This is a genomic window from Enterobacter sp. QK-SA4, assembly GCF_056856775.1.
Window position 1 is genome coordinate 4,529,121 of record NZ_JBXFXH010000007.1, and the last position, 17,819, is coordinate 4,546,939.

Annotated in this window: 16 protein-coding genes; 9 read left to right on the top strand and 7 right to left on the bottom strand. The window is 57.3% G+C overall.

Annotated elements, in window-relative coordinates:
• Positions 1-177 precede the first annotated feature (177 nt).
• Together AC1VYI_RS23410 and AC1VYI_RS23415 are read right to left on the bottom strand one after the other, a co-directional pair.
• The gene (locus AC1VYI_RS23410) at positions 178-1,380 is read right to left on the bottom strand and encodes an L-lactate MFS transporter (RefSeq protein ID WP_023309959.1); all 1,203 of its coding nucleotides are present in this window, start codon (positions 1,378-1,380) and stop codon (positions 178-180) included.
• Between the two features lie 238 nt (positions 1,381-1,618).
• Positions 1,619-2,317, bottom strand: a complete 699-nt coding sequence (locus tag AC1VYI_RS23415; RefSeq protein ID WP_063442052.1) for an autotransporter domain-containing protein — start codon at positions 2,315-2,317, stop codon at positions 1,619-1,621.
• 153 nt (positions 2,318-2,470) lie between these two features.
• Between AC1VYI_RS23415 and tag the strand changes: the two genes are divergently transcribed.
• Positions 2,471-3,052, top strand: a complete 582-nt coding sequence (gene tag, locus AC1VYI_RS23420) for a DNA-3-methyladenine glycosylase I (protein WP_024909083.1) — start codon at positions 2,471-2,473, stop codon at positions 3,050-3,052.
• Positions 3,030-3,476 (top strand): N-acetyltransferase, encoded by a 447-nt coding sequence (locus tag AC1VYI_RS23425; protein WP_134866931.1) that lies wholly within the window; start codon positions 3,030-3,032, stop codon positions 3,474-3,476. The genes tag and AC1VYI_RS23425 overlap by 23 nt, the downstream gene beginning before the upstream one ends.
• On the opposite strand, the gene AC1VYI_RS23430 is transcribed toward AC1VYI_RS23425, so the two are convergent.
• A complete protein-coding gene (locus tag AC1VYI_RS23430; RefSeq protein WP_264181460.1) occupies positions 3,439-5,718 on the bottom strand; it encodes a molybdopterin guanine dinucleotide-containing S/N-oxide reductase in 2,280 nt (759 codons plus the stop codon). The two genes, AC1VYI_RS23425 and AC1VYI_RS23430, sit on opposite strands and share 38 nt — an antisense overlap.
• A gap of 210 nt (positions 5,719-5,928) precedes the next feature.
• Here AC1VYI_RS23430 and AC1VYI_RS23435 point away from each other — a divergent pair, with 210 nt between their 5' ends.
• From AC1VYI_RS23435 to ghrB, 6 genes are all read left to right on the top strand, one after another.
• On the top strand, positions 5,929-6,591 hold the full coding sequence (locus AC1VYI_RS23435; protein WP_008502762.1) for an OmpA family lipoprotein: 663 nt from the start codon (positions 5,929-5,931) through the stop codon (positions 6,589-6,591).
• A 180-nt stretch (positions 6,592-6,771) separates the two neighbouring features.
• A complete protein-coding gene (locus AC1VYI_RS23440; protein WP_023309954.1) occupies positions 6,772-7,788 on the top strand; it encodes a LacI family DNA-binding transcriptional regulator in 1,017 nt (338 codons plus the stop codon).
• Positions 7,789-7,891: 103 nt separating this feature from the next.
• Positions 7,892-8,641 carry a sugar phosphate isomerase/epimerase family protein gene (locus tag AC1VYI_RS23445; RefSeq protein ID WP_134866932.1) on the top strand — a complete coding sequence of 250 codons (750 nt, stop codon included), beginning with the start codon at positions 7,892-7,894 and terminating at the stop codon, positions 8,639-8,641.
• A 3-nt stretch (positions 8,642-8,644) separates the two neighbouring features.
• Positions 8,645-9,583, top strand: a complete 939-nt coding sequence (locus tag AC1VYI_RS23450) for a sugar kinase (protein ID WP_134866933.1) — start codon at positions 8,645-8,647, stop codon at positions 9,581-9,583.
• A gap of 117 nt (positions 9,584-9,700) precedes the next feature.
• Positions 9,701-10,981: an MFS transporter gene (locus AC1VYI_RS23455; protein WP_023309951.1), complete on the top strand. Its 1,281-nt coding sequence runs from the start codon at positions 9,701-9,703 to the stop codon at positions 10,979-10,981.
• A gap of 26 nt (positions 10,982-11,007) precedes the next feature.
• Positions 11,008-11,982: a glyoxylate/hydroxypyruvate reductase GhrB gene (gene ghrB, locus AC1VYI_RS23460; RefSeq protein WP_023309950.1), complete on the top strand. Its 975-nt coding sequence runs from the start codon at positions 11,008-11,010 to the stop codon at positions 11,980-11,982.
• A 58-nt stretch (positions 11,983-12,040) separates the two neighbouring features.
• Here ghrB and cspE read toward each other — a convergent pair whose 3' ends face one another.
• On the bottom strand, positions 12,041-12,253 hold the full coding sequence (cspE, locus tag AC1VYI_RS23465; protein ID WP_003860775.1) for a transcription antiterminator/RNA stability regulator CspE: 213 nt from the start codon (positions 12,251-12,253) through the stop codon (positions 12,041-12,043).
• A gap of 247 nt (positions 12,254-12,500) precedes the next feature.
• The gene (locus AC1VYI_RS23470) at positions 12,501-13,211 is read right to left on the bottom strand and encodes a DUF3053 domain-containing protein (protein ID WP_023309949.1); all 711 of its coding nucleotides are present in this window, start codon (positions 13,209-13,211) and stop codon (positions 12,501-12,503) included.
• A gap of 331 nt (positions 13,212-13,542) precedes the next feature.
• Between AC1VYI_RS23470 and AC1VYI_RS23475 the strand changes: the two genes are divergently transcribed.
• On the top strand, positions 13,543-13,830 hold the full coding sequence (locus AC1VYI_RS23475; protein WP_023309948.1) for an HTH-type transcriptional regulator: 288 nt from the start codon (positions 13,543-13,545) through the stop codon (positions 13,828-13,830).
• 39 nt (positions 13,831-13,869) lie between these two features.
• On the opposite strand, the gene AC1VYI_RS23480 is transcribed toward AC1VYI_RS23475, so the two are convergent.
• Positions 13,870-15,489, bottom strand: a complete 1,620-nt coding sequence (locus tag AC1VYI_RS23480; RefSeq protein WP_134866934.1) for an ABC-F family ATP-binding cassette domain-containing protein — start codon at positions 15,487-15,489, stop codon at positions 13,870-13,872.
• Positions 15,490-15,743: 254 nt separating this feature from the next.
• A complete protein-coding gene (glyS, locus tag AC1VYI_RS23485; protein WP_045357263.1) occupies positions 15,744-17,813 on the bottom strand; it encodes a glycine--tRNA ligase subunit beta in 2,070 nt (689 codons plus the stop codon).
• Between the last annotated feature and the right edge of the window lie 6 nt (positions 17,814-17,819).

Below are 17,819 nucleotides of genomic sequence, written 5' to 3' on the forward strand. Positions count from 1 at the left end.
GTAAGTAAATGCGTAAGGAAGCGTTATGAGAAACGTCTACAAGCGCGGTAAGTAGACCACAGCGGGAGAGAAAAGTGGCAGCAGAGAGTGTGATCGGTGTAAATTTTTACAAAATATCGAGACGGGAAGCGTCTCGCATAAAGAAAAAAGAGGCCACGGAGGCCTCTTTCATATCGCTTACGCGTGCGCTTCCTTGAATACTTCGCGCTGCGGCTGGCGAATCGTGGTCGAGAGCGCCAGCGAGATAATCAGCAAGGCAAATATGACGCAGAAGGTCACGTAGAATCCGCCGAACAGGGAGGCAATCAGCGAGCCGCAGATACTGCCGATCCCGAAGCCCAGATAGATAACGCCGTAGTTTTTCGCCAGATTGTTCAGGCCAAAGAACTCGCTCACCAGTGACGGGAAGACGGTAATGGTGCCGCCGAAGTTAAAGGCCACGCAGGCAATCGCCGCAAAGAAGGTGGCTTCATTCAGCGGAGCGAACAGCAGCGCCGCCATACCGACCAGCGAAACCACCTGCCCAATCGTAATCACACGGATGCGGGCAATTTTGTCAGACAGAATACCGAGCACCAGACGACCGGAGAGGTTGGCTATGGAGATGACCGTCACCGCATTCGCCGCCGTGGCCGCATCCAGCTTCACCATCCCCTGCGCGATATCCTTCGCCACACCGATGACATACAGACCGCTCATGCAGGCCGTCAGGAACATCACCGCCAGCATCCAGTACTGCGGTTTACGCATTGACTGCGCGAGGGTGAAGTCGTTCTCCACCACGCCGTTCACGGATTTAACCTCCTGTTGCGGCGCATCTTTCATCAGCGTGGCGCCGAACAAAATCATCACCAGCACGATTGCGCCCCAGATCATAAAGGTTTTTTCGAGGCCGACAGACGCCAGCAGGTGGGCGTCGATAAATTTGAACCCGAGGCTGCCCAGGCCATAAGAACCAATGGCAAACGCGGAGATTAAGCCTTTACGTTCCGGGAACCACTTCACGCAGTTCGACAGAGTCAGCAGGTAACCTGCGCCATCGGCCAGACCCACCAGCACGCCGGCGCTCAGCCACAGCATCATCAGGTTGCTGGAATGCGCCGTCAGGAAAAAGCCCAGACCCAGCAGAATGCCGGACGCCATGGTCACGCGCTTCACGCCAAAACGCTCCTGCAGCTTGCCCGCGACGGAAGACGAAATCGCCAGACCCAGGCTCAGCAAACCAAAGGAGAACGCGACCTGGCTGACCGGCGCGCCGAGTTTGTCGGAAAGCGCGCTGTTGAACAGGCTCCAGGTATAGACCGATCCCAATGCAAACTGAGTGACGATGGTGCCAAAGAGCGTGAGCCAGCGCGTGCGGTTATAGGTTGATGTGTTCATGGCAGTTGTCCTGCAAGAGAAATTAAGGAAGTTCGCTGAGGACAACGATAAACAAAACCTTAAAACGCCTGGGGTAAAACGGCATGAAATGCAGGCTGAACGGAATGAAATGCCTGGAATCGGGAATGAATGGCCTGGCCCGGGAATTAAGCGACAGCATGTTAGTACGCGCTATCACTGTAAAGCCCGTGATTGTTGTATTCGAGATGTTATCGTAACGTTTAAAAAAGTAACAACTCTAGAAATTTGCGCTAACGCCGAGGGTGTATAAAAACTCCTCACCGGTGGTGGTGTGCTCCCCCTGAGCCAGCGACGCATAGGCCGCCACGTGCGTATTAAAAGGAATATCCGTTCCCACGGTGACGTCCATCCAGCTACCGTTTTGGGCAGGGGCTGGCGTTTGCGGCATGCCAAACTGCGATTTCCACTGGTTTTCACCAAACTGCTGGTTATAGCTAATCTGCGCCCACGGACGAAGATCGCCGTACTGGGTATTCACGCGCCACCCCAGCGTGCTGACGCTGGCATGCCAGAGCGGGTCGGTAATTGCCTGCGTCGACGCGCTGTCACCAAACTCGTTGATCATCATGGGAGCCGTGCCGTCGTAACGCCACGCCACTACCGGACCGGTGGTGATCCGCGCTGAAACCGGAAAATTCCAGCCCACGCTCATCGCCCCCTCCGTCGTGCTGCCAGACGGTATATTCAGGGCAAGACCCGGCGCGTTTTGCGAAGACTGAATACGCTCAGCAAGAATATCCTCATAACGCGGTTGGTGATCCGCGTCCCATGTATAGCGTTCCGCCGTATTATTTTGGGCGTCTGAAACGATATATTCCTGTTGCCAGGCAGACGCTGTATTACAAAAAAACAGGCAGGCTGAAATTCCCACCAGGCCAGAAGCAGCATGGCGACCACTGATTTTTTTTATCATCATCAACGCGACCCCAGAGAGAGCCGAATTCGGCGATATTTGTCGTTATTCAGGAAGAGCTTATAGCCCTGTATTAACTATTGTCTTTATAGTAAACACGTCAAGCCAGTCAGAAAGAAAATTTTGCGAAATCAGTATCAATAAGGGAGATGACGGATGGAACGTTGCGGTTGGGTGAGCCAGGATCAGCTTTATATCGACTATCACGATCGGGAATGGGGCGTGCCGGAAACGGATGGCAAAAAACTCTTTGAGATGATCTGCCTGGAGGGCCAGCAGGCGGGGCTGTCGTGGATTACGGTACTGAAGAAACGCGAAAACTACCGCAACGCCTTCCACCAGTTCGATCCTGTTGCCGTCGCCGCCATGACCGATGAGGATGTGGAACGCCTGGTGCAGGACGCCGGTATCATCCGTCATCGCGGTAAGATCCAGGCCATCATCGGCAACGCTCGTGCTTACCTGGCGATGGAACAAAACGGCGAATCGTTCTCAGATTTTGTCTGGACGTTTGTGAACAACGATCCGCAGGTCACCCAGGCCGCTACGCTCGCGGAAATCCCGGCCTCCACCCCGGCCTCGGATGCGCTCTCGAAGGCCCTGAAAAAACGCGGCTTTAAGTTTGTCGGCTCCACCATCTGCTACGCCTTTATGCAGGCCTGTGGCCTGGTCAACGACCATGTTACCGGCTGCTTCTGTCATCCGGGAGGCCATCATGATCCGCAAATGGCAAAGTGAGAATACCGCGCCGCTTCTGAGCCTATGGCTTGAAAGCACCACGGAAGCGCATCCGTTTATCGAGCCGGGTTACTGGAAAGAGAACGAGGCCATGGTGCGGGACGTTTACCTTCCGTCGGCGGAAACCTGGGTCTGGGAACAGGACGGCGAGCCATGCGGATTTATCAGCGTGATGCAGTCTCAGTTTGTCGGCGCGCTGTTTGTCGCACCGTCATGCATCGGGAAAGGCATCGGGCGCGCGCTGCTGAACCATGTTCAACAGCGCTTCCCGCATTTAACGCTGGAGGTATATCAGAAAAATGTGCGGGCGGTGAATTTCTACCATGCTCAGGGCTTTCGCATTGAAGACAGCGCCTGGCAGGATGATACCCAGCACCCGACGTGGATCATGAGCTGGCAGGCGGATCAAACGCCGTTAAGGTAAGCTCGGGTCCCTGATATTTCTCTACCCAGGCCAGCGTCGTGTTCCCTGCGCAGCCATTCCCCAGTTTCGAGCTGGGGAGATCTTTGGTCAGCACGTTAACCGCCCCGTTTTTACAGATCCCTCCCTCGGCGGGCTCAAGGTCGGGCCATGCGCCCTGATGAATGCAGATCACGCCCGGTTTAATCCCGTCGCTCACCACTGCCCCTGCCAGCACCTGCCCGCGCGAGTTCCAGACGCGCACCACGTCGCCGTCCGCGATCCCGCGGGCTTTCGCATCAAGGGTATTCAGCGTGATCGGCTCTCGCCCGGCGACCGCATACTGCTCGCGCAGGGAGGTATAGTTAAGCTGGCTGTGCAGACGGTGAGCGGGATGCGCAGACAACACCTGCAGCTGTTCCGGCTGGGCGTTGCCGTGCCACTCGTCCGGCTCGAGCCACATAGGGTGTGGCGGGCAGTCGGCATAGCCAAAGCTGGAGATACGCTCGCTATAGATCACGATCTTTCCGCTCTCGGTTTTCAGCGGGTGGCTCTCCGGGTCGCGGCGGAAATCGGCAAAACGGACAAACTTCGCGTTCTGTTCGCTCTCCGGCATCTCGACGAGCTGGTTCGCCTCCCAGAATTCAGCAAATGGCGGAAGCGTCACGCCCTGCGCCGCGCCACGCTGTCCGGCAATCTGGTAGAAGCTCTCCAGCCATTGCAGATCGCTTTTCCCCTCGGTAAAACGCTCGCGACCGCCCGCTTCCCACAGCTCGCTCAGTTCAGCAAACACGTCAAAATCATCACGCGCCTCATCGCGCGGGGCCACAACGCGCTTCATCGGGACCATATGCTGGTTGCTGTAGTCGCCGGTCATGGTGAGATCGTTACGCTCAAACGAGGTGGTCGCCGGCAGCACGATATCTGCATGCTTAGCCGAACCTGTCCAGAAGCACTCGGAAATCACCACCAGCTCCGGCTTTTGCCAGGCGCGTATCAGGCGGTTGGTATCCTGATGGTGCGTGAAGTTCGATCCGCCCGCCCACCAGACAAATTTAATGTCCGGGAAGTGGCGGTCCAGACCGTTGTGCTGATAAAAACCGCCCGGGTTTTCCAGGGCTTCAACAATACGCGCCACCGGGATTTTATCCACGGCATCCACGCCGCCCTGCACCGAGCCTTGCAGTGACGCCAGCACCGCCGCTTTACGCGTTGGATTACCGCCGTTCGCAAAGTGATAGGAGAGACCAAAACCCCCGCCCGGCGTGCCTATCTGCCCAAGCATTGCGGCAAGGGTGACCAGCATCCAGTGTTTTTGCTCGCCAAACTGCTGGCGCTGCATTCCCCAGCCGGACATTAACATGGTGGTATTTTTATGGAACAACGCCGCCAGTTCGCGGAGTTTGTCCGCAGGAACGCCACAAATTTCTGCGGCCCACTCTGCCGTTTTTGCTACCCCATCGGATTGGCCCGTCAGGTAGTGGGCGAATTTATCGAAACCGGTGGTACAGCGCGTCAGGAATTCAACATCGTGCCAACCGTTTTCGACCAGCGTATGGGCAATCCCCAGCATCATCGCCACGTCGGTGCCCATATGCGGGGCAATCCACTCGGCGCTGTCGCCGAAGAAATCCATGGTTTCAGAGCGCATCGGGTCAATGCAGATGATGCGCTTGCCGCTTTTGCGCAGCGCGTCGAAATACCCGATGCCCTGCTCGTCGCTGGCATTCCAGGCAATTTTCAGCGTGTTGAGGGGGTTAGCGCTCCAGAGCACCACCACGTCGGTATGTGCCAGCACCAGCGGCCAGCTGGTCTGCTGCTGGTACACTTCGTTCCCCCCCACGACGTACGGCATGATCGCCTGCGCCGCGCCGGTGGAGTAATCCCCCAGATGGCCGGTATAGCCTCCCGCCAGGCTCATGTAACGCTGCAGCAGCGTCGAGGCCTTGTGCAGCACGCCGTTAGAACGCCAGCCGTACGACCCGGCGAAAATGGACGACGGACCGTAGCTGTCGCGAATGCGCTTGTGCTGGGCGTGGATCAGCGCCAGCGCGTCATCCCAGCTCACGCGAACAAACTCATCCTGACCGCGAATCCCCTGTGGCTTATCCGGCGAGGCCAGAAAACCTTTACGCACCATCGGCCAACGCACGCGCGTTTTGCTATGCACCTGATCGCGAACGACGGTCTGTAACGAGTTGGAATGTTGGGTTGGCAGTGCCCCGCGGGACGACAGAACATTTTCGCCATCGGTTTCGACCAGCATCGGCCCCCAGTGGGCGGCGGTCAGAATGGTTTTCGTTGAGGTGCTCAAGCGTGCGCTCCTGGTTGCGTGCAGGTTTACGGCCTTCTTTCTGAGGCAGTTTATGGTTTGTCACAAATTTCAGAGTTATACCGGAATTTTCTCCGTATCTGGACGTCATAATCAACTGCCACGCTCGCCGTGGCAAAGAATAAAAAGGATTAAGGAAAGAAGATGAAAAAACGCGTACTCGTTATTGCCGCTCTGGTGAGCGGTGCCCTGGCTGTTTCTGGCTGCACAACTAACCCTTACACCGGTGAGCGTGAAGCGGGTAAATCCGGCATTGGCGCGGGTATCGGCTCGCTGGTCGGCGCAGGCGTGGGGGCGCTCTCCTCCTCCAAGAAAGACCGCGGTAAAGGCGCGCTGATTGGCGCAGCGGCGGGCGCGGCGCTGGGTGGCGGCGTTGGCTATTACATGGACGTGCAGGAAGCGAAGCTGCGCGACAAAATGAAGGGAACCGGCGTGAGCGTGACGCGCAGCGGCGATAACATCATCCTGAATATGCCGAACAACGTGACCTTCGACAGCAGCAGCGCAACGCTGAAACCAGCAGGCGCAAACACCCTGACCGGCGTGGCGATGGTGCTGAAAGAGTACAATAAAACCGCCGTTAACGTGATTGGCTATACCGACAGTACCGGCAGCCAGGATCTGAACATGCGACTGTCTCAGCAGCGCGCCGATTCCGTGGCCAGCTCGCTGATTACCCAGGGTGTTGAAGCGAACCGTATCCGCACCAGCGGCATGGGCCCTGCCAACCCTATCGCCAGCAACAGCACGGCGGAAGGCAAAGCGCAGAACCGCCGCGTTGAGATTACGTTAAGCCCAATTCAGTAGGTAAAAGCAAAACGGCAACGCTCGTTGCCGTTTTTAGTGGTTGCACCCTCTCCCGTGGGAGAGGGTTGGGGTGAGGGCACCAGACCGCAACCTCCGGTAAGCGCAGCGCCACCGGGCAAATTACTTGATTCGTCTGATTTTCCCGCTAAGGTATTCTCACTAAATTCAGGGAAATCAGCGATGAGCAAACCAGCCCGGGCCACCATCAGCGACGTGGCGAAAGCCGCCAAAACCGGTAAAACCAGTATTTCACGCTACCTTAACGGCGAGAAACACCTGCTGTCCGACGCATTGCTGGCGCGTATTGAACAGGCCATTGCCGATCTCGACTACCGTCCCAGCCTCATGGCGCGCGGGCTCAAACGCGGCCGCACCCGCCTTATCGGGCTTATCATCGCCGATATCACCAACCCCTATTCCGTTAACGTGCTCAGCGGTATTGAAGCCGCCTGTCGCGAGAAGGGGTTCACGCCGCTGGTCTGTAATACCAACAACGAAGTTGACCAGGAGCTGCATTACCTCGATCTGCTGCGCAGCTATCAGGTCGAAGGGATTGTGGTGAACGCGGTGGGCATGCGGGAAGAGGGTTTAAACCGCCTGCAGCAGTCCTCTCTGCCTATGGTCCTCATCGACCGTAAAATCCCGGAATTTGCCTGCGATGTGGTCGGTCTGGATAACACCCAGGCAGCCACTACCGCCACCGAACATCTGATCGAACAGGGCTTCGAGGCCATTCTGTTTCTGAGTGAACCGTTAGGGATGGTCAATACCCGTCGCGAGCGCCTGAGCGCATTTCGCACCACGCTGGAGCGATATCCCGGCGTGATCGCCGAAAATGCCGAAACGCCGCTTCACGAAGCTGACCAGCTCGATAACACCCTGCGCCAGTTCCACACGCGCCATCGCGGCATGCGCAAAGCCGTTATCTCCGCCAACGGGGCGCTTACGCTTCAGGTCGCCCGCTCGCTCAAGCGCATTGGCCTGCACTGGGGCAGCGATATCGGTCTGCTGGGGTTTGATGAACTGGAGTGGGCGGAGCTGGCAGGCGTCGGCATTACGACCCTCAAACAGCCCACCTGGCAGATTGGCTATGCTGCTGTTGAACAAGTAGTTCGTCGCATTGAAGGCACCAGCGATGCCGTTCGCGAGCAGGTCTTCTCCGGCGAGCTGATCGTTCGCGGCTCCACGGCGCGTTAATTTTCCCTTGTGATACCGATCATAAATTCGACATCCTGACCTTTTCTTTGGAACCGGTTCCATCTAGCGTAATAGTATTGATATGTTGCGATGGAGTCCGAAGATGGGCAGGAAAATTATGGTGGTCACCGCCGCGTACGGTGCGGAACAGGTGCGACAGGCGGGCGGTCAGCGGGCAATGCTTCCCGTGATTGCAGGCGCGGGGGCAGACGGCGTGGAGATCCGCCGGGAATTGTTCAACAGCGAAGAGCTGCTGGCGCTGCCTGCGCTGGGAGAATCCATTGAGCTGCTCGGCCTGCTGGCGTGCTACTCCGCCCCCGCCGCCCTGTTTATGCCTGACGGCACCCTCAACCCGGACCTGACCCGCTATCTCTCTGAGGCCAGCACCCTGAACGCCCTGTGGCTGAAGGTTTCCCTGGGCCATTTCCGCGACGCGCAGCCTCTCGACGCCCTGCGTACCCTGCTGAACGCAAGCGGCATGGCGCTGGTCGTGGAGAACGATCAGACCGACTGCGGACAGCTCGCGCCCATGCAGCGCTTCCAGGCCGCCTGTCGGGAAATGGCCTTACCCGTCACGCTGACCTTCGATATGGGCAACTGGCTGTGGGTTGGCGATTCGCCTGAAGAGGCCGCGCGTCATCTGGCCCCTGCGGTGAGCTATATCCACGTGAAAGCGGCCGTGCCGCACAGAGATAACTTCCGCGCCGTGGCGCCAGACCACGCCGATGCGCGCTGGCTGGATCTGCTCGGCCAGCTGCCTGCCGATGCCCCGCGCGGTATCGAGTTCCCGCTGGAAGGGACGGATTTAACCGCCGTTACCCGCCATTACGTCAACCTGCTGCGCGAGGAGTAAAACATGCACAAGACGCTGGATGTCATCACGATCGGCGAAGCCATGGCGATGTTTGTCGCCACTGAAACGGGTGAGCTGAGCGCGGTGGAGCACTTTATCAAGCGCGTGGCAGGCGCAGAGCTGAACGTCGCAACCGGCCTGGCGCGTCTCGGCCTGAACGTCGGCTGGGTCAGCCGCGTGGGGGACGACAGCTTTGGCCATTTCGTTCTCGACTCGCTGAAAAAAGAGGGAATTGATGCCGCAGGCGTCACCCTCGATGGACGCTTCCCTACCGGCTTTCAGCTTAAATCTAAGGTCGAAAATGGAACCGATCCCATCGTGGAGTATTTTCGTAAAGGATCGGCGGCAAGCCACCTCTCTGTAGAAGACTATCACGCCGACTATTTCGCCTCTGCGCGCCATCTGCATCTGAGCGGCGTGGCGGCAGCACTATCCGCCACCTCGTATGAGCTGCTGGATCACGCGGCAGCCACGCTGAAAGCCAGGGGAAAAACGATCTCTTTCGATCCAAACCTGCGCCCGGTGCTGTGGAAAAGCGAAGCGGAAATGGTCGAGAAGCTCAACCGCCTGGCATTCAGAGCGGACTGGGTTCTGCCGGGCCTGAAAGAAGGGATGATCCTGACCGGAGAAAGCACGCCGGAAGGCATTGCCGATTTCTACCTGAATAAAGGGGTAAAAGCGGTGGTGCTGAAGACCGGTGCCGATGGCGCATGGTTCAAGACGGCCGACGGCCAACAGGGCGCGGTCGCGGCGGTGAAGGTTGAGAACGTTGTCGACACCGTCGGCGCGGGCGACGGTTTTGCCGTGGGCGTGATTAGCGCCCTGCTGGAAGGCAAAACGCTGCCGCAGGCCGTGGCGCGGGGCAACAAGATTGGCTCGCTGGCCATTCAGGTGCAGGGCGACAGCGAAGGATTACCAACGCGAGCAGAGCTCGGCATTTAAATTCCCTCTCCCTGTGAGAGATGGCCAGGGTGAGGGCAGCAAGCCACACCAAATAATTAAGCCACCGTGTACCCTACAGACAACGGCGGTAACAACCTCAACAACAGAGGCAAGCCTATGAACAGTTCGACCAATGCAGTAAAACGCTGGTGGTACATCATGCCAATCGTGTTTATCACGTACAGCCTGGCGTACCTTGACCGTGCCAACTTCAGCTTCGCGTCCGCGGCGGGGATCACAGAGGACCTTGGCATCACGAAAGGTATCTCCTCCCTGCTGGGTGCCCTTTTCTTCCTGGGCTACTTCTTCTTCCAGATCCCCGGCGCGATTTATGCAGAACGCCGCAGCGTGCGTAAGCTGATCTTCGTCTGTCTGATCCTGTGGGGCGCCTGCGCGTCACTGACCGGCGTGGTGAACAATATTCCTGCCCTGGCCGCCATTCGCTTTATCCTCGGCGTCGTTGAGGCGGCGGTCATGCCGGCGATGCTGATCTACATCAGCAACTGGTTTACCAAATCCGAACGCTCGCGCGCGAATACCTTCCTGATCCTCGGTAACCCGGTCACGGTGCTGTGGATGTCGGTGGTGTCTGGCTACCTGATCCAGTCCTTCGGCTGGCGCGAGATGTTTATCATCGAAGGGGTTCCGGCAGTGATCTGGGCATTCTGCTGGTGGGTACTGGTAAAAGATAAACCAGCCCAGGCGAAATGGCTTTCCGAAGACGAAAAAGCGGCGCTGCAGGCGCAGCTGGATAAAGAACAGCAAGGTCTGAAGGCGGTACGCAACTACGGTGAAGCCTTCCGCTCGCGCAACGTGATCCTGCTCTGCGCGCAGTATTTTACCTGGAGCATTGGCGTGTACGGTTTTGTGCTGTGGCTGCCGTCGATTATCCGCAGCGGCGGCGAGAACCTCGGCATGGTAGAAGTGGGCTGGCTCTCTTCCGTACCGTATCTGGCCGCGACCATCGCCATGATCGTCGTCTCCTGGGCGTCGGACAAGCTGCAGAACCGAAAATTGTTTGTCTGGCCGCTGCTGCTGATCGCTGCTTTTGCCTTTATCGGCTCGTGGGCCGTGGGTGCAAATCACTTCTGGGCCTCTTATACCCTGCTGGTGGTCGCCGGTGCCGCCATGTATGCCCCATATGGTCCATTCTTTGCCATCATCCCGGAAATGCTGCCGCGTAACGTCGCGGGTGGCGCGATGGCGCTGATTAACAGCATGGGTGCGCTGGGGTCGTTCTGCGGCTCATGGTTCGTCGGCTACCTGAACGGTGCCACCGGCAGCCCGTCCGCATCGTACATCTTTATGGGGGTGGCGCTTTTCGCCTCCGTGTGGCTTACTCTGATTGTTAAGCCTGCTAATAATCAACAACACCCTGTCGGCGCACGCCACGCCTGAATCCTTAAAAATTAACGGAGATTAGCATGAAGCCGTCCGTCATTTTGTACAAAGCACTGCCGGAAGATCTGCAGAAACGCCTTGAAGAACACTTCACCGTCACGCAGGTGAAGAACCTGAGCCCGGAAACCGTGGCGCAGCACGCCGAAGCGTTCGCCAGCGCCGAAGGCCTGCTGGGTTCAAGCGAGAAAGTGGATGTCGCCCTGCTGGAGAAAATGCCGAAGCTTCGTGCTACCTCTACCGTTTCCGTGGGTTACGACAATTTCGATGTGGATGCCCTTAACGCCCGCAAGATCCTGCTGATGCATACGCCACATGCCCTGACGGAAACCGTGGCCGATACGCTGATGGCGCTGGTACTCACCACGGCACGTCGCGTGGTGGAAGTAGCCGAGCGCGTCAAAGCGGGCGAATGGACAAAAAGCATTGGACCGGACTGGTTCGGCGTGGACGTTAACGGCAAAACGCTGGGCATTGTTGGCATGGGGCGTATCGGGCTGGCACTGGCGCAGCGCGCGCATTTTGGTTTTAACATGCCGATTCTGTATAACGCGCGTCGCCATCACAGTGAAGCCGAAGAACGCTTCAACGCCCGCTACTGCGAGCTGGATACCCTGCTGGAGGAAGCCGATTTTGTCTGCCTGGTTCTGCCGCTGACGGACGAAACCCGTCATCTGATAGGTAAAGAGGCGTTTGAAAAAATGAAGAAATCCGCCATTTTCATCAACGCGGGTCGCGGCCCGGTGGTGGATGAGAAGGCGCTGATTGAAGCGTTGCAAAACGGCGAGATCCATGCCGCGGGTCTGGACGTGTTTGAACAGGAGCCGCTGCCGGTGGATTCCCCGCTGCTGGCAATGCCAAACGTCGTCGCCCTGCCCCACATCGGCTCAGCCACCCATGAGACGCGCTACAACATGGCGGCCACTGCGGTCGATAACCTTATCGCCGCCCTAAGTGGAAAGGTGGAGATAAACTGCGTGAACCCGCAGGTGCAACGATAGAAACGAAAAAACCCGCCAGAAGGCGGGTTTTTGAATTTTGTGCTACTGGGTTGGAAGCTTACAGGCTTACAACGTTACCAGCTGCTGGGCCTTTAGCGCCGCTTTCGATGGTGAAGGAAACTTTCTGACCTTCGTCCAGAGATTTGTAGCCATCGTTCTGGATAGCAGAGAAGTGTACGAACACGTCTTTAGAGCCATCGTCAGGAGTGATGAAGCCGAAACCTTTATCAGCGTTGAACCATTTTACCAGACCAGTCATTTTAGCAGACATAGAAATTACCTTATTAACAAATATATTGAGCCTTCCGGCTTGATGGATTGCGTTACAGATTTTTAAGCGATGAAGGAAGGGTCACAACGAAGGGTATCTATGGATAACAATCTGGACTGCTTTACTAAACTGCTTTAGGTCTGTGTAACAAACCGACGGGGATAGTTATACCGATGTGGTAGAAGAATGACAAGCGTTATTTTCCATAAGCATAAAAAAACCCCGCCGGGAGCGGGGTTTTTTCGGTTTATTCTGTGGCCGTGACGGCGGCACTCCAGGCCTGGCTAAAGGCCTGATGCTGGGAGGCCAGCGGCCCAATCAGCGTATTGTACTGGCTTGCCTGCTGCGAGGTCGGGAACTGAATGCCGTTGGCAACGAAGCTCACCTGAGTATCCTGCTGGGCAATAAAGTCGCCCACCTGAACCAGCTGCTGCGTGAAGATTTGCGCGGCCGGAATCAGCGGTTGCAGCGCTTCAGACGGTTTCGTCACCACTTTCTCATACACTTTGTCGAAGACAGGTTTGAGATCGTCGCCCTGCTTCAGCGCAGAACGTGACGCGTCAGCCTGCATTTTCGCATTCTGCAACTGCTGGCTCAGCACGCCAAGCGCACCGTTGGACTGGCGAAGCGGTTCACGCTGCGTCATATAATCCTGCGGAACGCGAATGGCGTTCACGCTATCCACTACCGGGCGGATACCGGAATCCATCGCCTGGCTCACCTGCTGTGAATAACCATAAAGAATGGCGTAATCGGACACGAAGGGGCCAAACTGTTTTTTCTGATCCGCAGTCAGCGTCGGCAACCGCTCGCCGCTGCGCATCACTGTATTCTGCAGAAAATCGATAAACGCTTTGCGCTGATCGCCTTCTTTATCAAAACACCCACTCAGGCTAACAACCATCAACAACGCCGCAATAGGCGCAAACCAGCGAGAGCAGGACTTTCCTGTCGCCATTTTATTACTCCTTTCACCCAAAAAAGCGCACACCGGCACACGCGTGCCCGACGCTGACAAGGATAGTCCAGGTCAGCCTTGCAAGATACTCTTTTCATGCAAAACGGCTATTGCCGATTTATTTCTTACCATTTACAAAAAAATACCTGCCGAAGCCGACATATGAGTAATCAGGTAATTAGCATAACTATCCATATCGCTGAATCGGGTAAAGCGATCGTTATCGCACGATTAATCACACCCGTGACGATCCTAGGTTCGTATTAGGGACTATTCTTAACTGGCTCTCTGATGTTCTTGATCACGATGTGAGATTTAAGAGGAGTCCTCAATGGAATATAAAGATCCTGAGTTTGAGCTGCTGAGCAGTCTGGAACAGATCATTTTTAAAGACGTACCGCAGACGATTAGCCTGCAACAAAAATCCAATCCCTTTACAGAATATGAGCAATTGCGCAAAGGGACAGGACTGAAAACCGAAGAATTCGCCAGAGCGATGGGTGTCAGCGTGGCTATGGTGCAGGAGTGGGAGTCAAAACGTGAGAAACCCACCCCAACCGAGTTAAGGCTGATGCGCCTGATTCAGGCCAACCCTGCACTCAGTAAACAGATAGCGTAGTGAAGATTGAATGCCCCCGCCTCTGCGGGGGCTTGTGTTTTAAAGGCTCTCGCAACGCCAGCCCGCCTCTTCCCATACCCACTCATGCGTTAACGTTAAGCCTCTTAAAAAAGCCTCGTCGTGTGATACCACCAGCAGAGCTCCGGGGAAACCGGCCAGCGCCGCTTCAATGGCCTGGACTGAAGCCAGATCCAGATGATTGGTCGGTTCATCCAGCAGCAGAAGCTGCGTGGCCTCCGCGCGCCACAGCACGCAGGCCAGGGCAGCCTTAAGACGCTCACCGCCGCTGAGCGCCGCCAATGGGAGCATCACTTTGTCAGCCCCCAGTTGAAGCTGCGCTAAACGGGTTCGCAATACCCCCTCTTCCAGAGGGGTATGACTCAAATTGAGATGCGTCATGACCGACTGCGAGAGATCGAGCCGGGAGAGATGCTGGTCGAGATAAGCACAGCTAACGGAGACCTTACAGGTACCCGAACGGGGAGTCATCTCGCCGAGGATAGTTTTTAACAGCGTCGATTTTCCGCAGCCGTTCGGTCCCTTTAACGCCACGCGCATCGGTCCGTCCATACGCCAGGTAAGCGGTGGAACAGGCACATGCGGCAGCACCAGATCCTCCAGCACCAGTACCTGTTTGCCCTCCGGGACCTGACTCCCCGGCAGAGTGAACATCACCGGGTTATCGTCTTCAACCCGCTCACGCGCCTTGTTAACCGCAGCGTTCAGCGCTTCATTTTGCTCGCTGTGCTGTTTTTTCCAGGAGCCGATACGTTCCTTTGCCGCGCCTTTATATTTGACCCGCTCAAACGACGCGATATTCAGGGTATCGACGGTGCGTAACGTCTTTGCCGACCGCCGCTGGCTGTCATCATGCTCTTTTTGCATGCGTGCGCGGGTGCGTTTGCGCTCGGTTGCCGCATGTTCCAGCGCCGCGCGGGCCGCCTGCTGTTCGGCATCGCGCTGGGCTTGATAATCCGCATAATTTCCGCCGTAGCTGTGCAGACCCGAGGCGCTCAGCTCAAGGATACGGGGTACCTGAGCCAGTAACTCACGGTCATGGGAGGCCACCAGCACGCCGCCCTGATACCGACTCAACTGGTCGTAGAACCACGCCCGGCCCTGTCGGTCCAGATGGTTAGTGGGCTCGTCCAGCAGCATGAAATCGGCTTCAGCCGTAAACGCCCCGCACAGCAGGGCGCGAATGCGCTCGCCGCCGCTGAGTTCGCCGGCGGGTTTATCCGGATCAAACGGTGGGAGCTGCGCATTGATAAACGCCTCGCTCAGGCGCTCGGCAACATCCCAGCGGCCGTCAAGCAGCTCCAGATCGTCAGGCTGATAATCGCCGCTGTCGATGCGCTTACGCGCCGCAAAAATCGCGTCATACCCGAGCAGTTCAGCAAGCGTCGTCTGCGGCGAAATGACGTGCTGCTGCGCCACCCAGGCATGCGAGCCAAAGCGTTCAATATGACCGGAAGCCGGTTCGTCCAGCCCCGCCAGCAGACGCAGCAGACGCGTTTTCCCGCTGCCGTTGCGGCCAACCAGCGCGCACAGGGAGGGTTCCAGCGTGAGATTCAGCGGACCAAAAAGGGTATCGCCCGTCGGAAACTGACAGGTGACCTGATGCAAAATAAAAGAAGGGGACTGCGCAAAATGAGCCATAAGCACTCCTGAATGAAATCAAAACATCCCCTGCCGACGCGGTGGCGTTTAGCAAGGATCGAAATTCATCAGTCGTGTTTGTTCATTTTTGGGGGGCGCTCCAGCGCGAGAAAGTTAACACGTTAAGGATAGCGGTAATGCGTTGAAGGTTTCAAGGTTAAATTTTGGGCGAAACGGTATAAAAAAACCCGCCGAAGCGGGTTTTTCTCACCTGTAGGCCCGTGCAAGCGAAGCGCCGCCGGGCAGCGGGCACATTACTGCAGCAGCGAAATATCCGCTACGCGCAGGAACAGCTCGCGGAGTATCTCGAGCATAGAGAGACGGTTAATACGCAGCTCTTTATCTTCTACGTTCACCATCACTTTCTCGAAGAAAGCATCGATCACGTCACGCAGCTCGGCCAGCTCCACCAGCGCTTCCTGGTAGCGACCTTCCGCGAAGTACGGCTCGAGCTTATCGCGCAGCACCACAACCTGCATCGCCAGAGCGATCTCTTCCGGCTCTTTCAGGGTTGCGGCGTTCACGCGCTCGTTCAGCGTCTCGTCGGATTTCGCCAGAATGTTGGATACACGCTTGTTGGCCGCGGCCAGGGCAGATGCCGCTTCCAGGGTACGGAAGTGGGAAACCGCCTTCATACGCGCATCGAAATCAGCCGGACGGGTCGGACGACGCGCCAGCACCGCCTGAATGGTGTCAACGGTGTAACCTTCGTCCTGATACCACGCGCGGAAACGACCGAGCATAAAGTCGATCACATCATCCACAACGTTCGCGTTGGTCAGCTTGTCGCCGTACAGACGCACCGCTTCTTCGGTCAGGGTCTGCAGATCGAGGTTCAGGTTCTTCTCAACGATGATACGCAGCACGCCCAGCGCGGCACGACGCAGCGCAAACGGGTCTTTGTCGCCTTTCGGATGCTGACCGATACCGAAGATACCCGCCAGGGTGTCCATCTTATCGGCAATTGCGACGGCACATGCAACCGGGTTGGACGGCAGCTCGTCACCCGCAAAGCGCGGCTGATACTGCTCGTTCAGGGCAACGGCTACGTCTTCCGCTTCGCCATCGTGACGCGCGTAGTGCATGCCCATCACGCCCTGGGTGTCGGTGAATTCGAACACCATGTTGGTCATCAGGTCGCACTTGGACAGCAGGCCCGCGCGAGTCGCGTGGTTGACGTCTGCACCGATTTCACGGGCAATCCAGCCGGACAGCTCCGCAATGCGGTCGGTCTTGTCGCGCAGCGTGCCCAGCTGCTGCTGGAACAGCACGGTCTGCAGGCGCGGCAGGTTATCTTCCAGACGCTTTTTACGGTCGGTGTTGAAGAAGAACTCTGCATCCGCCAGACGCGGACGAACGACTTTCTCGTTACCGGAGATAATCTGGATAGGATCTTTCGATTCGATGTTTGCCACGAAGATGAAGTTTGGCAGCAGCTTGCCGTCGTTGGCATAGACCGGGAAGTATTTCTGGTCACCCTTCATGGTGTACACCAGCGCTTCAGCCGGAACGGCCAGGAATTTCTCTTCGAACTTCGCGGTCAGCACAACCGGCCATTCCACCAGAGAGGTCACTTCTTCCAGCAGGCTGTCACTCAGGTCTGCGTTACCGCCAATCTTGCGCGCCGCGTCTTCGGCGTCCGCTTTGATTTTGGCTTTACGCTGTTCGTAGTCGGCAATGACCTTACCGCGCTCCAGCAGGATCTGCGGATACTGGTCGGCATTGTCGATGGTGAACTCAGGCTCGCCCATAAAGCGGTGGCCGCGGATCACGCGATCGGACGCCACGCCCAGAATGGTAGCCGGGATAACGGTATCGCCCAGCAGCAGGGTCACGGTGTGAACCGGACGCACGAAGTGCACGTCGGACGCGCCCCAGCGCATCAGCTTAGGAATCGGCAGCTTCGCCAGAGAAGTGGCAATCATGTCCGGCAGCAGCGCTTCCGCGCTTTCGCCTTTCACGTGCGCACGGTACAGCAGCCACTCGCCTTTATCCGTGGTCAGACGCTCGGCCTGATCGACGGTGATGCCGCAACCGCGCGCCCAGCCTTCAGCCGCTTTGCTCGGCTTGCCTTCCGCGTCAAACGCCTGGGCAATCGCCGGGCCACGTTTTTCAACTTCGCGATCCGGCTGAGACGCCGCCAGATTTGCCACTTTCAGCGCCAGACGGCGAGGTGCGGCAAACCACTCAATTTTACCGTGTGCCAGGCCAGCGTTATCCAGCTCGGCGGTCACGTTCGCAGCGAAAGATTCAGCCAGGCTGCGCAGGGCTTTTGGTGGCAGCTCTTCGGTGCCGATTTCCACCAGGAAAGTTTTCTCAGACATGGCCGC

Bases quoted from the DNA above. Each gene is read 5' to 3' on its own strand.
- AC1VYI_RS23410 (WP_023309959.1), bottom strand. From the start codon at position 1,380: ATGAACACATCAACCTATAACCGCACGCGCTGGCTCACGCTCTTTGGC.
- AC1VYI_RS23415 (WP_063442052.1), bottom strand. From the start codon at position 2,317: ATGATGATAAAAAAAATCAGTGGTCGCCATGCTGCTTCTGGCCTGGTG.
- tag (WP_024909083.1), top strand. From the start codon at position 2,471: ATGGAACGTTGCGGTTGGGTGAGCCAGGATCAGCTTTATATCGACTAT.
- AC1VYI_RS23425 (WP_134866931.1), top strand. From the start codon at position 3,030: ATGATCCGCAAATGGCAAAGTGAGAATACCGCGCCGCTTCTGAGCCTA.
- AC1VYI_RS23430 (WP_264181460.1), bottom strand. From the start codon at position 5,718: ATGCTGGTCGAAACCGATGGCGAAAATGTTCTGTCGTCCCGCGGGGCA.
- AC1VYI_RS23435 (WP_008502762.1), top strand. From the start codon at position 5,929: ATGAAAAAACGCGTACTCGTTATTGCCGCTCTGGTGAGCGGTGCCCTG.
- AC1VYI_RS23440 (WP_023309954.1), top strand. From the start codon at position 6,772: ATGAGCAAACCAGCCCGGGCCACCATCAGCGACGTGGCGAAAGCCGCC.
- AC1VYI_RS23445 (WP_134866932.1), top strand. From the start codon at position 7,892: ATGGGCAGGAAAATTATGGTGGTCACCGCCGCGTACGGTGCGGAACAG.
- AC1VYI_RS23450 (WP_134866933.1), top strand. From the start codon at position 8,645: ATGCACAAGACGCTGGATGTCATCACGATCGGCGAAGCCATGGCGATG.
- AC1VYI_RS23455 (WP_023309951.1), top strand. From the start codon at position 9,701: ATGAACAGTTCGACCAATGCAGTAAAACGCTGGTGGTACATCATGCCA.
- ghrB (WP_023309950.1), top strand. From the start codon at position 11,008: ATGAAGCCGTCCGTCATTTTGTACAAAGCACTGCCGGAAGATCTGCAG.
- cspE (WP_003860775.1), bottom strand. From the start codon at position 12,253: ATGTCTGCTAAAATGACTGGTCTGGTAAAATGGTTCAACGCTGATAAA.
- AC1VYI_RS23470 (WP_023309949.1), bottom strand. From the start codon at position 13,211: ATGGCGACAGGAAAGTCCTGCTCTCGCTGGTTTGCGCCTATTGCGGCG.
- AC1VYI_RS23475 (WP_023309948.1), top strand. From the start codon at position 13,543: ATGGAATATAAAGATCCTGAGTTTGAGCTGCTGAGCAGTCTGGAACAG.
- AC1VYI_RS23480 (WP_134866934.1), bottom strand. From the start codon at position 15,489: ATGGCTCATTTTGCGCAGTCCCCTTCTTTTATTTTGCATCAGGTCACC.
- glyS (WP_045357263.1), bottom strand. From the start codon at position 17,813: ATGTCTGAGAAAACTTTCCTGGTGGAAATCGGCACCGAAGAGCTGCCA.